This window comes from Roseivivax jejudonensis (assembly GCF_900172265.1).
In the GTDB taxonomy this organism is placed as follows: Bacteria; Pseudomonadota; Alphaproteobacteria; order Rhodobacterales; family Rhodobacteraceae; genus Roseivivax; species Roseivivax jejudonensis.
In genome coordinates this window covers 194,199-208,687 of record NZ_FWFK01000002.1, presented here as the reverse complement: position 1 = coordinate 208,687, position 14,489 = coordinate 194,199, and the positions used below count along the sequence as shown (strand labels likewise).

Sequence of the window (14,489 nt, the reverse complement as noted above, 5' to 3'; positions counted from 1 at the left end):
AACGCGCGGGCGGCCGGACAGGTCCGATCAGGATCGCGCGATGTAGCGGTCGCGGCGATGATTGATGGTGATGATGACGTTCAGGATCACCGCGCCGAGCAGCGACCACGCAACGATTTCCCACCGGAACAGAAACAGCGCGAGCGCGAAGACGCAGAGATCGAAGGCGAGTTGCACGTTGCCGGCCTTGATCCCGCGCGTGTCCTGCAGCCACAGCGCGACAATGCCGACACCGCCCAGCGTGGCGCCGTGCCGGAAGAGCCCGAGCAGACCCATCCCGGCGCACAAACCGAAGAGCGCCGCGCCAACGGCCGGGTGCAGCGGCTCCACCCGCAGCACGTAGGGCATGAGGTCGGCCATCACCGACATGGTCGTGACCGCAACGAAGTTCTTGATTGTGAAGCGCCAGCCCATCTGCCGGATCGCAAGCCAGTAGAACGGCAGGTTCAGCACGAAGAACGCGATGCCGAAGCTGATCCCGGTCGGGTAAGACACCACGAGTGCGAGGCCCGCGATCTGGCCGGTAATCAGCTCGGACGCGCGCAGGAACTGGATCGACAGCGCGACGAGCGTGCAGCCGATGAGCATGCCCTGCACGTCTTCGGACAGGGTGTGGCGATCGGGCGGCGGCGTGTCGAGAATGATCATGGGACGCGTTCTGGATCGTGCGCACCGGATTGCAAGGGCCGACCCGGCGTCGCGGCGCCGGCATCGGCAGGCGCCGCGCGCCGATGCTCAAACGTGGGGCGTTTTCCGCGGGATCGGCTCAGCCTCCGGCCCGCGCACCGCCGAGCGCCTTGTCGAGATTCGCATCGATCTTCTCGAGAAAGCCGGTCGTGGTGAGCCAGCCCTGCTCGGGCCCCACCAGAAGCGCCAGGTCCTTGGTCATGTGCCCCGCCTCCACGGTGTCGACGACGACCCGTTCGAGCGTTTCGGCGAACTCGGTGAGAGCCGCGTTGCCGTCGAGCGTGGCGCGGTGGCGCAGCCCGCCGGTCCAGGCGAAGATCGAGGCGACGGAGTTCGTCGATGTCGCCTCGCCCCGCTGGTGCTGCCTGTAGTGTCGCGTGACCGTTCCGTGCGCGGCCTCGGCCTCGACGATCTGCCCGTCGGGGGTCATCAGCTGCGAGGTCATCAACCCCAGAGACCCGAAGCCCTGCGCGACGGTGTCCGACTGCACGTCGCCGTCGTAGTTCTTGGTGGCCCAGACGAAGCCGCCGTTCCACTTCATTGCGCAGGCGACCATATCGTCGATCAGGCGGTGCTGGTAGCCGATCCCCTTGGCCTCGAACGCCTCCGCGAATTCGGCGTCGTAAATCTCCTGGAAGATCTCCATGAAACGGCCGTCGTAGGCCTTCAGGATCGTGTTCTTCGTGGACAGGTAGACCGGCCAGCCGAGCTTGAGCCCGTAATTGAACGAGGCGCGGGCGAAGTCGCGGATCGAGTCGTCGAGGTTGTACATGCCCATGAACACGCCGGACGACGGCGCATCGTACACCTCCTTTTCGATCACCGTGCCGTCCTCGCCCACGAACTTCATGGTCAGCGAACCCTTGCCGGGAAAATGGAAATCCGTCGCGCGGTACTGGTCGCCGAAGGCGTGGCGGCCGATCACGATGGGCCGGGTCCACCCGGGCACGAGGCGCGGAACGTTGCGGCAGATGATCGGCGCCCGGAACACCACACCGCCGAGGATGTTGCGGATCGTCCCGTTGGGCGAGCGCCACATCTTCTTGAGCCCGAACTCCTCGACCCGCGCCTCGTCGGGCGTGATCGTGGCGCACTTCACCGCGACGCCGATTTCACGTGTCTTTTCGGCTGCTTCGACGGTGATCTTGTCGTCGGTCCGGTCGCGCTCCTCGATCCCGAGGTCGTAGTAGAGCAGGTCGATGTCGAGATACGGCAGGATCAGCTTCTGCTTGATGATGTCCCACATGATGCGGGTCATCTCGTCTCCGTCCATCTCGACGACGGGATTGTCGACCTTGATCTTCGACATCGGGCGCGGCTCCGTTTCTGGCTGCGTGGGCGTACCGGCGCTCTATCGCATGTCCCGGGTGAAGAAAATATGTGTATGCCGTTGCATACCAAAATGCCCGGACCGAAGTGCCGCAGGTGCGCGCTGCCCGGGCGCTGTGACCGTTCCATGAGCGCTGCCGGTCTCGCGGCTCAGGCCGAGGCAGGCACTGTATGGCTCATGTGCCGCATCTGCAGCATCAGGATCAACGCGATCGCGGCCTCGACGGACATGGCCGCGGCGAGCGGCAACGGCGTGCCGTCGAACATCAGCCCGACCGGAATCGCGAGCAGGACCGCTGCGACCGTGGCGATCGCGCCGATCAGGCTTGCGGCGAGGCCCGCGATATGGCCGAGCGGCTCCATCGCCAGCGCGTTGAGATTGCCGATGCACAGCCCGGCCATGAAGAAGACCGTCCCCTGCCATGCCACGAAGGCCGCGAAATAGAGCGTCTCGGGCAGGGGGGCGAGGCTGAGCGCCACCATCGTGCCCGACATCGCAAGCTGCACGGCCAGGATCGCCGTAACGATCCGGCGCATGCCGACACGCACCACGATCACGGCGTTGAGGAAGCTGGCAGACCCGGCGCAGATCGCGACGGCGCCGAACCAGAACGGAAACTCGTCGCCCCGGCCGAAGGTGACGTCATAGACCGGCTGCACGGTGGACAGCATCGAGAACATCATGCCGAAGGTCAGCGCCTGCACCACGATCGACAGCCGCACCATCGGATAGCTCGCCATCTCGCGCGCCGCCGCGGCGATGGCGCCCGGACGGAAGGGTCGGCGCATCTCGGGCGGGTGGGTTTCCGGCAGCCGCACCCACATCCACAGCGCCGAGATCACCGAGAACAGCACGAAGGCGCCAAAGACCCCGCGCCAGCCGGCGAACGCGATGATCAGCGCGCCGAGGCTTGGCGCCAGCGCCGGTACGAGTGTGAAGACGATCATTACGAAGGACATGATGCGCGCCATTTCGCGCCCCGACACGAGGTCGCGGATGATCGCCAGCGCCACGACCCGCGGCCCCGCCGCGCCCAAGCCCTGCACGAGCCGCGCGGCGAGCAGAACCTCGAGCGTCTGCGCCTGCGCCGCGATGGCAGCCGCGACGCAATAGAGCGCAGCGCCGCCGAGGACCATCGGTTTGCGCCCGTAGGCATCTGACAGAGGTCCGGTAAAGAAGGTGCCGACGCCCATGCCGAGGACGAAGACGGTCAGGATGAGTTGCGCCGCGTTCACATTGTCCGGCGTCAGCGCTTCGGCAATCTCCGGCAGGGCCGGCAGCATCGAGTCGATGGAAAAGGCGATTGTCGCGAACATCATCGCTATGAGTGCGACGAGTTCGGTGCGGCGAATGGGGAGCGAGGACATGCGGACGGGACTTTCGGTCTTGTCCGAACGACGTAGACCTCCGTTCAACGATCCGCCAGCCGCGCGCCCGACCTGTGCGCTGCGTCTGGCCTGTGCGCATGCGCGCAGACCTTTTGCGGAACCGAAAGATGGCGCGCCGTCAGCGACTTACGCAACGCGGATCTTCCTGGCCGTGGCCGATGCAGCCCGGCCATGCACCGACGACATGACGGGTGGGCTCAGGTTTCCGCGCCGGCGCGCAGCTCCGCGATGACCTTGAGCCAGAGTTCGGGCGGCTGGGCCCCCGGCACGGCGTGCTTGCCGGCGACGATGAAGGTCGGCACGCTCTGCACGCCCATTTCGCGCGCAGCACGGTCGCGTTCGGCAATCTCGTCGCGGTCAGCGTCCGAGGCCAGCAGGCGCTGGATCACTGCGGCGTCGAGCTCGATGCCGTCGGCGATGTCGGCCAGCGTTTCGCGATCGCCGATGTCGCGACCATCCTTGAAATAGGCCCGAAAGAGCGCAGAGACCGCGGCGGTCTGCCGTCCCTCGATTCCCGCCCAGTGGATCAGGCGATGCGCATCGAGCGTGTTGGGCGTGCGGTCGATCCGGTCGAGCGCGAGGTCGAGCCCGGCGGCCTCCGCCTGTTCGACCACGGGTCGGTAGGCCTCGAGCGCGCCGTCGCGGCCACCGAACTTGGCCTCGAGATATTCCCGGCGATCCATGCCGCCGTCGGGCATCTCGGGATTGAGCTGGAACGGGTGCCATTCGATCTCGAACGGGTGATCCGGCGTCTGCTCCAGCGCACGATCGAGCTGCGCCTTGCCGATGTAGCACCACGGGCAGATCGGGTCGGACAGGATGTCGAGCTTGACCAAGAGCGCTCTCCTTTGTCGCGTTTCGGAATGTGTAGCAAAGCCGCGCCGCAGATGCACGCCGGCGGCTCAGTGCCGCGCGAGGAGGGCTGGCAGCTGCCGGCGCAAGAGCTTGCCGTTGGCGCTGCGGGGCAGGGCCTCGGCGCGGAGCCAGAGCCGCGGACACTTGTAGCGGGCCAGCCGCTCGGCCGCGAACGCGTCGAGTTCGGACGCCGGAATGTCGTCCGGACCGGTCCAGAACGCGGCGATCACCCGAGTGTCGGCCTTCACCTCGACCTCGGTCACGCCGATTTCGGCGATGCCCGGATGGGCGAGCAGCGCATCCTCGACTTCGTGCGGCGCGACCCGCAGTCCGCCGGCGTTCATCAGGTCGTCGCTGCGCCCGAGGAAGGTGACATGGCCGTCCGCATCCATGGATCCGCGGTCTCCGGTCACGAACCAGTCGCCGCGCATCTTCTCGGCGGTCGCCTCCGGATCGTCGACATAGCCGAGCATCAAACCCGGATCGGACCGGTCCACCGCGATGTCGCCGGCCACGCCGAGCGCGACCGGCCCGTCGGGACCGAGGATCGCCACGCGTCGGCCGGGCTGCGGCCGTCCGAGCGTGCCCGGCGGCGCGGGCGCGCCCGGCGCGGCCGAGATGAAGGTCGAGCATTCGGACATGCCGTAAGCTTCGAAGATCTGGGTGCCGGTCGTCTCCTCCCAGGCGTGTCGCAGCGGGGCCGGCATCTTTTCGCCCGCCGAGAGGCCGTGGCGCAGCTTCGGCACCGTGAACGGCGCGGCGCGCAGCACCTGACGATAGAGTCCCGGCGCCGCGGCAAAGAGCGTCGCTTCGTGCCGCCGCAGCAAGAGCGGCAGCTGAGCTGGAGACACGCCGGAGGCCGGCACGAGAGCGGTGGCACCGACGCTCCACGGGTCGAGAAGGCCGGTCCCGAGCGTGAAGGTCCAGTTGAAGGCGCCGGCATGAAGCAGCCGGTCCGCGGGCCCGAGCCCGTACCAGCCGTCGATCATCATGCGCCGCGCCCAGATCGCGCGATGGGCATGGCCGACGGCCCGTGGCCGCCCGGAGGTCCCCGAGGTCATCACGATGTAGCCCAGGCGCTCGGGATCGCCCATGTCCCACTCGGCCGGCGGCAGATCCCGCCAGCCCCGCATCGCGTCGGTTCCGAAGACCGGACGAGACGTGTCCGGGCAGGCGATATCCGGCGCGCGCAGGATCGCCGCGGGCGCGAGGTGAGCGATGACGCGCGCGACCTCGGGCGCCGTCAGTTGCGCCGAGGTCGGGACCGGGACGAGACCCGCCGCGATTGCGCCGAGATAGGCGAGGGGAAAATCGACGTTGTTGCCGAGTCGCATGAGCACCCGGTCGCCGGGCGCAAGGCCGGCCGCCCGCAGGCCCGTCGCGGTGCCGCGCACGGCGGCGGTCAGCCGCGCATAGCTCCAGCGTTCGGCGCCGGTCGGCGCCAGCACCGCCAGCGCGATCCGGTCGGGATCGGGATCGCCCGCGGTCAGCACGTGATGCGCGAGGTTGAACGGCGCGGGACAGGGCGCCGGGCGCCCGGCATCGAAGATCGCGGTCATGGCAGCGAGTTATCCGCGCCCGCGCCCGCCTTGCAAGGTGGCGGGCCGCGCCCTAAGACGCTTGGTCATGTCCGGTCAGGATCCCAAGAGCCTCATCCGCATCGCCCGCGAGGCGGGCCCGTCGGAAGAGGGCGAGCCGCTCAACCTCGGCGAACGCGTGCGCGAGTTGCGCAAGGCGCGCGACTGGACGCTGGAACAGGCGGCCCGGCAGGCGGGGCTCGCGCGCTCGACGCTGTCGAAGATCGAGAACGGGCAGATGTCGCCCACCTACGACGCGCTGAAGAAGCTCGCCACGGGGCTCGAGATCTCGGTGCCGCAGCTCTTTACCCCGCCAACGCGCGACAAGGTGAACGGGCGGCTGTCGATCACCAAGGACGGCTCCGGCGTGCCGCAGGCGACGGCCACCTACGAGCACACGCTGCTGGCCGAGACGCTGAGCAAGAAGCAGATGCTGCCCTACCGCGCGCGCGTCCGCGCTCGGTCGATGGCCGAGTTCGACGGCTGGGTGCGCCATGACGGAGAGGAATTCCTCTACGTGCTGACCGGCGTGATCCGGCTCTACACCGAGTTCTACGAGCCGATCGAGATGCGCCGCGGCGACAGCGCCTATTACGACGCCACGATGGGCCATAACGTCATCTCGGTCAGCGAGGATGATGCCACGATCCTGTGGGTCACCTCGCTGGCCTGACCTGCGCCGTCTCGAGCGATCCACGGGAATGGTCGGAGGGGCGCTGCCCCTCTTGGCCGCTGCGCGGCCAATTCACCCCGGAGTATTCTGCGCCAAGAAGAAGCCGGGGCAGGGCCGGCCTGCGGGCGCGAGGTCCGGTCAGTCCGGCTCGTACCACCAGACGTCGGGGTGGAAGTTGATGAAGTCGCCGTAGATCGGCAGGTCGTCGGGGAAGTGCAGGTTGGCGTCGTGGGCGATCCGGCTTTCGCGGAACTGGTAGATCGGGATGACGTAGCGGCCGGTGGTGAGCACGCGGTCGAGCGCCTTGGCCGCGGTCACGAAATCGGCGCGCGATTCGGAGGTGAGGATCGCGTCGATCATCGCGTCGACCGCCGGCGACTGAACGCCCATCCAGTTGAGCGAGCCCTGCGCTTCGGCGGCGGCCGAGCCCCAGTAGAGCTTCTGTTCGTTGCCGGGGCTGAGCGACAGGCCGCGCGTGTAGAAGGTCATGTCGAAATCGAAGGCATCGGTGCGTTCCTCGAACTGAGCGCGGTCGACGCGGGCCACGCGCACATCGATGCCCATGCGCTCGAGCGCCGGGAGGAACAGGTCGACGATGGTACCGACCTCGGCCTCCGGCGTCGATTGCGGCAGAAGGATCTCGAAGCCGAAGGGCTCGCCCGAGGGCGTGGTCATCCGGCCTTCCTCGATGGTGAAGCCCGCTTCTTCCATCAGGCGCATGGCGGTGCGCAGGTTGCGCCGGTTCGCCGCCGACCCGTCGCCCTGCGGCAGGGCGTAGGCGTCGAGCGCCCCGGGCACGAGCGCGTCCACGTGCGGCTGGAGCAGCCGGCGCACGCCCTCGTCCGCCGGCCCGTCCGCCATCGCGAGCAGCGAGTTGGAAAAATACGAGGTGATCCGCGGCTGGCGTCCGCCGGTCAGCGTCTCGTTGATGAACTCGAAGTTGAAGGCGTGGATCATCGCCGCGCGCACGCGCCAGTCCGAGAAAGCCGAGCGGCGGGTGTTCATCACGAAACCGGTCATGCCGGTGGGCCGCTCGTGCGGGATCTCGGACTTGACGATGTCGCCGGAGCGCACGGCCGGGAAATCGTACTGCGTCGCCCATTTCTCGGCGTTGGTCTCGCGGATCGACGTGATCTGGCCGGCCTTGAACGCCTCGAAGAGCACCTGCGCGTCGGCGTAAAACTCCATGCGGATCGTGTCGAGATTGGCCTGGCCGCGCATGAACGGCAGGTCGCTGCCCCAGTAATCGGGATTGCGGCTGAGTTCGACGAAGCGGCCGGCCTCGTAGTCGCTCACCACGTAGGGCGCTGTGCCGATGGGAATGGTGTCGAGGCCCGAGCGGGTGAAGTCCTTGTCCGCCCACTGCGCCTTTTTCAGGATCGGGCGCATGCCGATCAGCAACGCCAGTTCACGGTTGTCCGTTGCGAAGGTGAAGCGCACCGACCGGGGGCCGGTCTGCTCCATCGTCTCGACGAGGTTCCAGGTGCCGAGATAGCGCGGATGCCCCTCGGTCCCGAGGGTCTCGTACGACCACATCACGTCCTCGATCGTGACCGGCGTGCCGTCGGAGAACGCGGCCTCCTCGCGCAGGGTGAACTCCGCCCAGGAGCGATCCTCGGCGACCTCTATCGATTCGGCGAGCAGGCCGTAGAGCGTGAAGGGTTCGTCGTAGCTGCGCCCCATCAGGCTCTCGTAGCCGAGAAAGCGCCATTGCCACGGCACAACGCCCTTCAGGATGTGGGGGTTGAGGCTGTCGAAGCTGCCGACCTCGCCGACGACGATCCGGCCGCCCTTGGGCGCGTCCGGATTGGCGTAGGGCAGCGACACAAAATCGGGTGGCAGCGCGGGCTCGCCATACATAGCGATGCCATGGCGCGGTTCGGCGGCCGCATCCGATCCGGCCAGGGCGAACGAGAGAGCGGCGGCGCCGATGGCGATCGCACGGAAAATCCGGGGGTCCATGATGGCGACATTCCTTCTCTGCCCGTGTCTGCCTGACCCCGTTTCTAAGCGCGGCAGGGAGCGACATCAAACTTTTAGCTTGGCTTCCTGAGGTAGAGGGGCTATGTAAGACGTACTGCTCGATAGGTTTCTTGCCTGTATGAAACCTGCCTCAATAACTGAACGCCGGCCTTGTGCCGGCGTTTTTTTTGTGCCGATTTCTGGTGCGCGGGTCGACGGCCCGCAGGCTTGCACTCTTTCGCACTTGCGGCAACTCTCGCCGCGACCGCGAAACGGAGGCACCTCATGTCGCTCAAGGGAAAGACCGCCATCATCACCGGATCGAATTCCGGGATCGGGCTCGGCGTCGCGCACGAACTGGCCCGGGCCGGGGCGGACGTCGTGCTGAACTCGTTCACCGACCGCGAGGAGGATCACCAGATCGCCAAGGATCTCGGCGCCGAGCACGGCGTGACCGCGCGCTACGTCAAGGGCGATTTGTCGAAGCCCGAGGAGGCGCGCGGCCTGATCGAAACGGTCGGAGCCTGTGACATCCTCGTGAACAATGCCGGGATCCAGCACGTTGCGCCGATCCAGGATTTCCCGACCGAGAAATGGGACCAGATCATCGCGATCATGCTGTCTGCCGCGTTTCACACCACCGCCGCGGCGCTGCCGCTGATGCGCAAGGCCGGTTGGGGCCGGGTCGTCAACATCGCGTCGGCGCACGGGCTGACGGCATCGCCCTACAAGGTCGCCTACGTGTCAGCCAAGCATGGCGTCGTCGGCATGACCAAGGTGGTCGCGCTCGAGACCGCGAAGGAGCCGATCACGGTCAACGCGATCTGCCCGGGCTACGTGAAGACGCCCCTCGTCGAGGCACAGATCCCCGACACGGCCAAGGAATACGACATGAGCGAAGAGGAGGCGGTCGAGCAGGTGATTCTCGCGCGCCAGCCCTCCAAGGAGTTCGCGACGACCGAGCAGATCGGCGGGACCGCCGTATTCCTGTGCTCGGACGCGGCAGCGCAGATCACAGGCACGACGATCAGCGTCGATGGCGGCTGGACGGCGCTCTGACCAGGCTGCGGCCACCGGGGTGCGGGGGCCGGCCCGGCCGCTGCTGGCCAAGCGGCGCGTCGGCGGCTAGGTAAGCGGAACATCGCGCAGGCCAGCCCCCGCGCGCCGACCGCCAGCCCGGAGCCCCGATGCCGCCCGACGCCAGCCAGTCCGACGATGACCGCGCCCTCGCCGCCGGCGAGCGGCGCTCGGGGCTGCGTACGATCCGGCGCGTGGCCCCCTATCTCTGGCCAGACGGTCAGCCCTGGGTGAAGCGGCGGGTCGTCGTCGCGCTGTCGTTGCTGGTGATCGCCAAGATCATCGCGGTGGGCACGCCGCTGTTCTACAAGGCCGCGGTCGATGCGCTGACCGAGGGCGAGATCACGCCCGCCTGGGCGCTCGGGGCCGGGGCGGTCGCCCTGACGGTGGCCTACGGCATGGCCCGGCTCATGAACACGGGGTTCCAGCAGCTGCGCGACGCGGTGTTTTCGCGCGTCGGGCAGCGCGCCCTGCGGACCATCGCGCTCGAGACTTTCCGCCACATCCACCGGCTCAGCCTGCGCTACCACCTGACACGGCGCACCGGGGGGCTCAGCCGTATCATCGAGCGCGGCGTGAAGGGCGTCGAGTTCCTGTTGCGCTTCCTTCTGTTCTCGATCGGGCCGCTGGTTCTGGAGTTGGTGCTGATCGCGGGTGTCCTCTTCGTGCTGTTCGATCCGTGGTACCTCGTGGTCGTGACGGCGACGATCGCGGCATATGTGGGGTTCACCTTCAAGGTCACCGAGTGGCGGGTCCGCCTGCGGCGCCGGATGAACGATCAGGACACCGACGCGAACCAGAAGGCGATCGATTCGCTGCTGAATTTCGAGACCGTGAAGTATTTCGGCGCCGAGGCGCGCGAGGCGGCGCGCTACGACATGGCGATGCGGGGCTACGAGCGGGCGGCGATCCAGACGCAGGTGTCGCTCGCCGCGCTCAATTTCGGGCAGGCGCTCATCATCACCTCGGGGCTCGTCGGTGTCATGGTGATGGCCGCGCGGGGCGTCGCGGCGGGCACGCTGACCGTCGGCGACTTCGTGATGGTCAACGCGTACATGATCCAGATCACCATGCCGCTGAACTTCCTCGGCACGGTCTACCGCGAGATCCGCCAGAGCCTCGTCGACATGGGCCAGATGTTCGACCTGCTGGAGCAGCCGGCGGAGGTCGCCGACAAGCCGGGCGCGCCGGCGCTGCGGGTGAGCGACGGCGTCGTCGAGTTCGACGCGATCCGCTTCGGCTACGACAGCGATCGGGCGATCCTGAAGGGCGTATCGCTGACCGTCGGGGCGGGCGAGAGCGTCGCGCTCGTCGGGCCGTCCGGATCGGGGAAGTCGACGATCGGGCGGCTGCTCTTCCGGTTCTACGACGTCTCCGACGGCGCGATCCGCATCGACGGGCAGGACATCCGCGACGTGACGCAGGAGAGCCTGCATTCCGCGATCGGCGTGGTGCCGCAGGACACGGTGCTGTTCAACGACACGATCCGCTACAACATTGCCTACGGTCGCGAGAACGCGACGCAGGAAGAGATCGAGGCGGCGGCGCGGGCGGCGCAGATCCACGATTTCGTGGCGTCGCTGCCAGACGGCTACGACACGCAGGTGGGCGAACGCGGGCTCAAGCTGTCGGGTGGCGAGAAGCAGCGCGTTGGCATCGCCCGGACGCTTCTGAAGGACCCGCCGATCCTGCTTCTGGACGAGGCGACCTCCGCGCTCGACACCGACACCGAGCAGGAGATCCAGGGCGCGCTGGCCCGCGCCGCCGAGGGCCGGTCCGTCCTTACCATTGCGCACCGGCTGTCGACCATCGCGGATGCCGACCGGATCGTGGTGCTGGAGGCTGGCGTCGTGGTCGAAGAGGGCACCCATACCGAGCTTCTCGCGCGGCGCGGCCGGTATGCCGGGCTCTGGGCGCGGCAGGCGGCGGAACGCGAGGATGCAGCGTGAGCCGCAAGGACTATCCCGAAACGCCCGACGGACGCTACTTCGTGGCCAAGGGGCGGCTCTGGCGCAAGACCGACCCGCGGCTCGACGACAGCGAACGCCGGGCGGCGATCAAGGCGCTGATGCAGGCCCGGCGCGCGGTCGGGCAGGCCACGGAGGCGGCCGCTGAACGGGAGGCGCGCGACGCGGTCGATGCGGCCAAGCGGCGCCTCGGAGAGCGCGGCCCGGTCTGGTGGAGCGACGGCGCGCCGGACGAGGGCGGCAAGCACCCGAAGAACACAGGCTACGCCGATTGGTGGGAGGCGCTCGACCCCGCTGCGCGCGCGGCGGCCGGCGGCTAGCGCGCGCCGCGCAGCGTCACGATCAGCGCAGCGACGAGGATCAGGCCCGCGCCCGCCAGCGCCCAGCGGTCGGGCAGGGTCGCAAACAGCAGAACGTCGAAGAGCAGGGCCCAGACAAGACCCGAATACTCGACCGGGGCCAGCGCCGCCACCGGCGCGCGGGCGATCGCCTCCGTTCCCGCGATGGCCGCGAAGCCACCGAGAAGGCCCGTCGCCAGCAGCGACACCCAGGCACCACCTTCGGGCATCACCCATCCGAATGGCAGCGACAGCAGCGCACAGAGCGCCGAAATCGCCGCCATGCTGGCCGCGATCGCCGCCGGCGCCTCGGTCCGGGTCATGTCGCGCACCAGCACGCGCACGACCGCCATCGTGAGCGCGAAGCCGAGCCCCGCCGCGATGCCGATTGCGGCGCCGGGGCCGGGCAGGACAAGTGCGCCGTGCAGCATTGCCGCCGTTCCGGCGAGCGCGACGGCCAGCGCCACGAGCGCCGCAGCGCCCACGCGCTCTCGCAGCACCATCGCGGCGAGCGGCACCGACAGGACCGGTGCGAGGTACGAAAGCGCCTTGGCGCTGGTCACTGGCAGCGCGGCCAGAGAGATGAAGGACAACGTGATCGAGACCGCGCCGAGAAGCCCGCGCAAGAGGTGCGCGGCCGGCCGTTCGGTGGTCAGCCCGGCGCGCAGGCCATGGCGCCAGCGAAGCCAGAGAAGGATCGGCAAGAGCGCCAGCGCCGACCGGACGAACACGATCTGGCCGACCGGCACCGTCTGGCTCGCTTCGCGGACAGCAGCCGACATCGCCGTCAGCAGAAAGACCGCGAGCAGGCGCAGGCCGACGCCATCGAGCACGCTGCCGGAGAGGTTTCGGGTCCGATGCATGTCCAGCTGATAGCGCTAACGCCGGCGGCATGCAATCGTGGGGTCACGCGCACAAGACCGACTCGAGCGAGGCTCGCGACGCCGCGGTGCGCGGCAGCGTTGGCACGGGATCACGAAACGGTGCCACCTTGGGCATGACATGACCACGTTTGCGCGGTATCGCCACGGCCCGGAACGGACGAATGGGACAGTCATGGGTCGACGCCTCGCCTTCATCGCCACGCTTTTCGCCCTCGAGGCCGTGCTGATCGTGCTGGTCTTCCAGGTGCTGGCCTCGGTCGAGTGTCGGCTGACCGATATCGAAGGCGCCTGCCGGGCGCTGCGGGGTGCGCTGGTGCGCGCGATCAGTCTCGGCTCGGGCGTTGCGGTGCTGCTTTGGGCCAAGCCGGACCTGCGCCACCGCTTCGTCGGAGCCTCGGGCAAGGTCGTGGCGCGCCGGTGGGTGTGGCCGCTCCTGCACGGCATCGGCGTGCTCGCCATCTTCGCCCCGCTTCTGACGGTGACACCGGCGACGATCCACGACGGCTTCGCGCGCGTGTTCGCGGGCCTGCTCGGCGGCGGTCTCCTCGCCGCCGTCGCCGGACTGCTTTGGGTGATGCCGGCACGCGCATGGCGCGACTGGCTGCGCCGCGACGGGACGTCGATCCTTGGTGTCTGCGTGCTCGCGTTGCTGATTCCCGATCTCGCGGCGCTGCTCGCCCCGCTCTGGGCGCTCGATCCGCTGGTCGAGGGCACGTTCGGTGCGACGGCCGGCCTCCTGCGCCTGATCGCGCCTGCGGTGAACGTCGATCCGGGCATGGCGACGATCGGGCTCGACGGTTTCGCGGTGATCGTCGCAAGCCAATGCTCGGGCATCGAGGGCTTCGCGTTGCTGACCGGTTTTCTCGCCATCTACGCGGTGATCTTTCGCGATATCATCCGCTGGGGGCGGTTCTGGCTGGTGGTCTGGCCGCTGGGCCTGTTGCTGTCATGGGCGCTCAACGTCGTGCGGATCGCGGCGCTGATCCTGATCGGCGCGCACGTGTCGCCGGAGCTCGCGGTCAACGGTTTTCACAGTTTCGCCGGCTGGTTCTACTTCACCATCCTCGCGCTCGGCGTGATCGCGGGCGTACAGGCGGTGCCGTGGCTGCACCGCGATCCGAGGCCGCGCGGCAGCGATGAGGGCACGATGCGCGAGGATTGGGCCGTTGCCCGGATCCTGCCGTTCATCGTCTGCATGCTCTCGGGGATCATCGTGCACATGGCGTTCACCGCGCCGGCAGTGGGCTATCCGTTGCAGGCCGCGGCGATCGCGGCGGCTCTGTGGTACGTGCGGCGTCCCTTGATGGCCATCGACTGGCGGATCGACCCTGTCGCCCTGGCGGCTGGCATCGGGGTCGGGGCGGTCTGGCTGATCACGGCGGGCCCCGGCGGCGATATCGGAATCGGGGCGCTGTCGGGCGCGGCGCTCGCGCTCTGGATCGCGGCACGCGTCATCGGCACCGGCCTCCTGGTGCCGGTGGTCGAGGAAGCGTTCTTTCGCGGATACGTGCTGACCCGTCTCGATCCCGGGACAGGGTGGGGCCGTGCCGGCGCCGTCGCCGCCTCGGCCGGTCTGTTTGCGGCGCTCCACGGGCGGCCTGTGGCCGCCGGTGTCGCCGGTCTGGTCTTCGCGCTCGTCATGCTGCGACAGGGCCGGCTGTCCGACGCCATCGTCGCCCATGCGAGCGCGAACCTCGTGATCGCGGGCGCGGCGCTGCTGTCGGGCGACTGGTCGCTGATCTGAGCCCCGC

General features: G+C 68.5%; 12 protein-coding genes. 5 read left to right on the top strand and 7 right to left on the bottom strand.

Annotated features, from left to right (window positions below; all coding sequences use genetic code 11):
- Window positions 1–27: 27 nt before the first annotated feature.
- The 5 genes from ROJ8625_RS06000 to ROJ8625_RS05980 all read right to left on the bottom strand — a co-directional run bounded on the left by ROJ8625_RS06000 (window position 28) and on the right by ROJ8625_RS05980 (window position 5,819).
- Window positions 28–648 carry a YitT family protein gene (locus ROJ8625_RS06000; protein WP_085790974.1) on the bottom strand — a complete coding sequence of 207 codons (621 nt, stop codon included), beginning with the start codon at window positions 646–648 and terminating at the stop codon, window positions 28–30.
- A gap of 118 nt (window positions 649–766) precedes the next feature.
- Window positions 767–1,996, bottom strand: a complete 1,230-nt coding sequence (locus tag ROJ8625_RS05995) for an NADP-dependent isocitrate dehydrogenase (protein ID WP_085790973.1) — start codon at window positions 1,994–1,996, stop codon at window positions 767–769.
- 170 nt (window positions 1,997–2,166) lie between these two features.
- Complete coding sequence (locus ROJ8625_RS05990; protein WP_085790972.1) at window positions 2,167–3,384, bottom strand: multidrug effflux MFS transporter; 1,218 nt, start codon at window positions 3,382–3,384, stop codon at window positions 2,167–2,169.
- A 218-nt stretch (window positions 3,385–3,602) separates the two neighbouring features.
- A complete protein-coding gene (locus ROJ8625_RS05985) occupies window positions 3,603–4,241 on the bottom strand; it encodes a DsbA family oxidoreductase (RefSeq protein WP_085790971.1) in 639 nt (212 codons plus the stop codon).
- Between the two features lie 66 nt (window positions 4,242–4,307).
- Window positions 4,308–5,819 (bottom strand): class I adenylate-forming enzyme family protein, encoded by a 1,512-nt coding sequence (locus tag ROJ8625_RS05980; protein ID WP_085790970.1) that lies wholly within the window; start codon window positions 5,817–5,819, stop codon window positions 4,308–4,310.
- Window positions 5,820–5,886: 67 nt separating this feature from the next.
- Between ROJ8625_RS05980 and ROJ8625_RS05975 the strand changes: the two genes are divergently transcribed.
- Entirely contained in the window at window positions 5,887–6,510 is a 624-nt protein-coding gene (locus ROJ8625_RS05975) for a helix-turn-helix domain-containing protein (RefSeq protein ID WP_085790969.1), read from the top strand.
- A gap of 138 nt (window positions 6,511–6,648) precedes the next feature.
- On the opposite strand, the gene ROJ8625_RS05970 is transcribed toward ROJ8625_RS05975, so the two are convergent.
- Window positions 6,649–8,472, bottom strand: a complete 1,824-nt coding sequence (locus ROJ8625_RS05970) for an extracellular solute-binding protein (RefSeq protein WP_085790968.1) — start codon at window positions 8,470–8,472, stop codon at window positions 6,649–6,651.
- Between the two features lie 285 nt (window positions 8,473–8,757).
- Between ROJ8625_RS05970 and ROJ8625_RS05965 the strand changes: the two genes are divergently transcribed.
- From ROJ8625_RS05965 to ROJ8625_RS05955, 3 genes are all read left to right on the top strand, one after another.
- Window positions 8,758–9,531: a 3-hydroxybutyrate dehydrogenase gene (locus ROJ8625_RS05965; protein ID WP_085790967.1), complete on the top strand. Its 774-nt coding sequence runs from the start codon at window positions 8,758–8,760 to the stop codon at window positions 9,529–9,531.
- Between the two features lie 128 nt (window positions 9,532–9,659).
- Complete coding sequence (locus ROJ8625_RS05960) at window positions 9,660–11,498, top strand: ABCB family ABC transporter ATP-binding protein/permease (protein ID WP_085790966.1); 1,839 nt, start codon at window positions 9,660–9,662, stop codon at window positions 11,496–11,498.
- Window positions 11,495–11,836, top strand: a complete 342-nt coding sequence (locus tag ROJ8625_RS05955) for a hypothetical protein (RefSeq protein WP_085790965.1) — start codon at window positions 11,495–11,497, stop codon at window positions 11,834–11,836. Before ROJ8625_RS05960 ends, ROJ8625_RS05955 begins: the two co-directional genes overlap by 4 nt.
- On the opposite strand, the gene ROJ8625_RS05950 is transcribed toward ROJ8625_RS05955, so the two are convergent.
- Complete coding sequence (locus ROJ8625_RS05950) at window positions 11,833–12,717, bottom strand: DMT family transporter (protein WP_085790964.1); 885 nt, start codon at window positions 12,715–12,717, stop codon at window positions 11,833–11,835. The two genes, ROJ8625_RS05955 and ROJ8625_RS05950, sit on opposite strands and share 4 nt — an antisense overlap.
- 193 nt (window positions 12,718–12,910) lie before the next feature.
- Between ROJ8625_RS05950 and xrtE the strand changes: the two genes are divergently transcribed.
- Entirely contained in the window at window positions 12,911–14,482 is a 1,572-nt protein-coding gene (xrtE, locus tag ROJ8625_RS05945) for an exosortase E/protease, VPEID-CTERM system (RefSeq protein ID WP_159456731.1), read from the top strand.
- Window positions 14,483–14,489 lie beyond the last annotated feature (7 nt).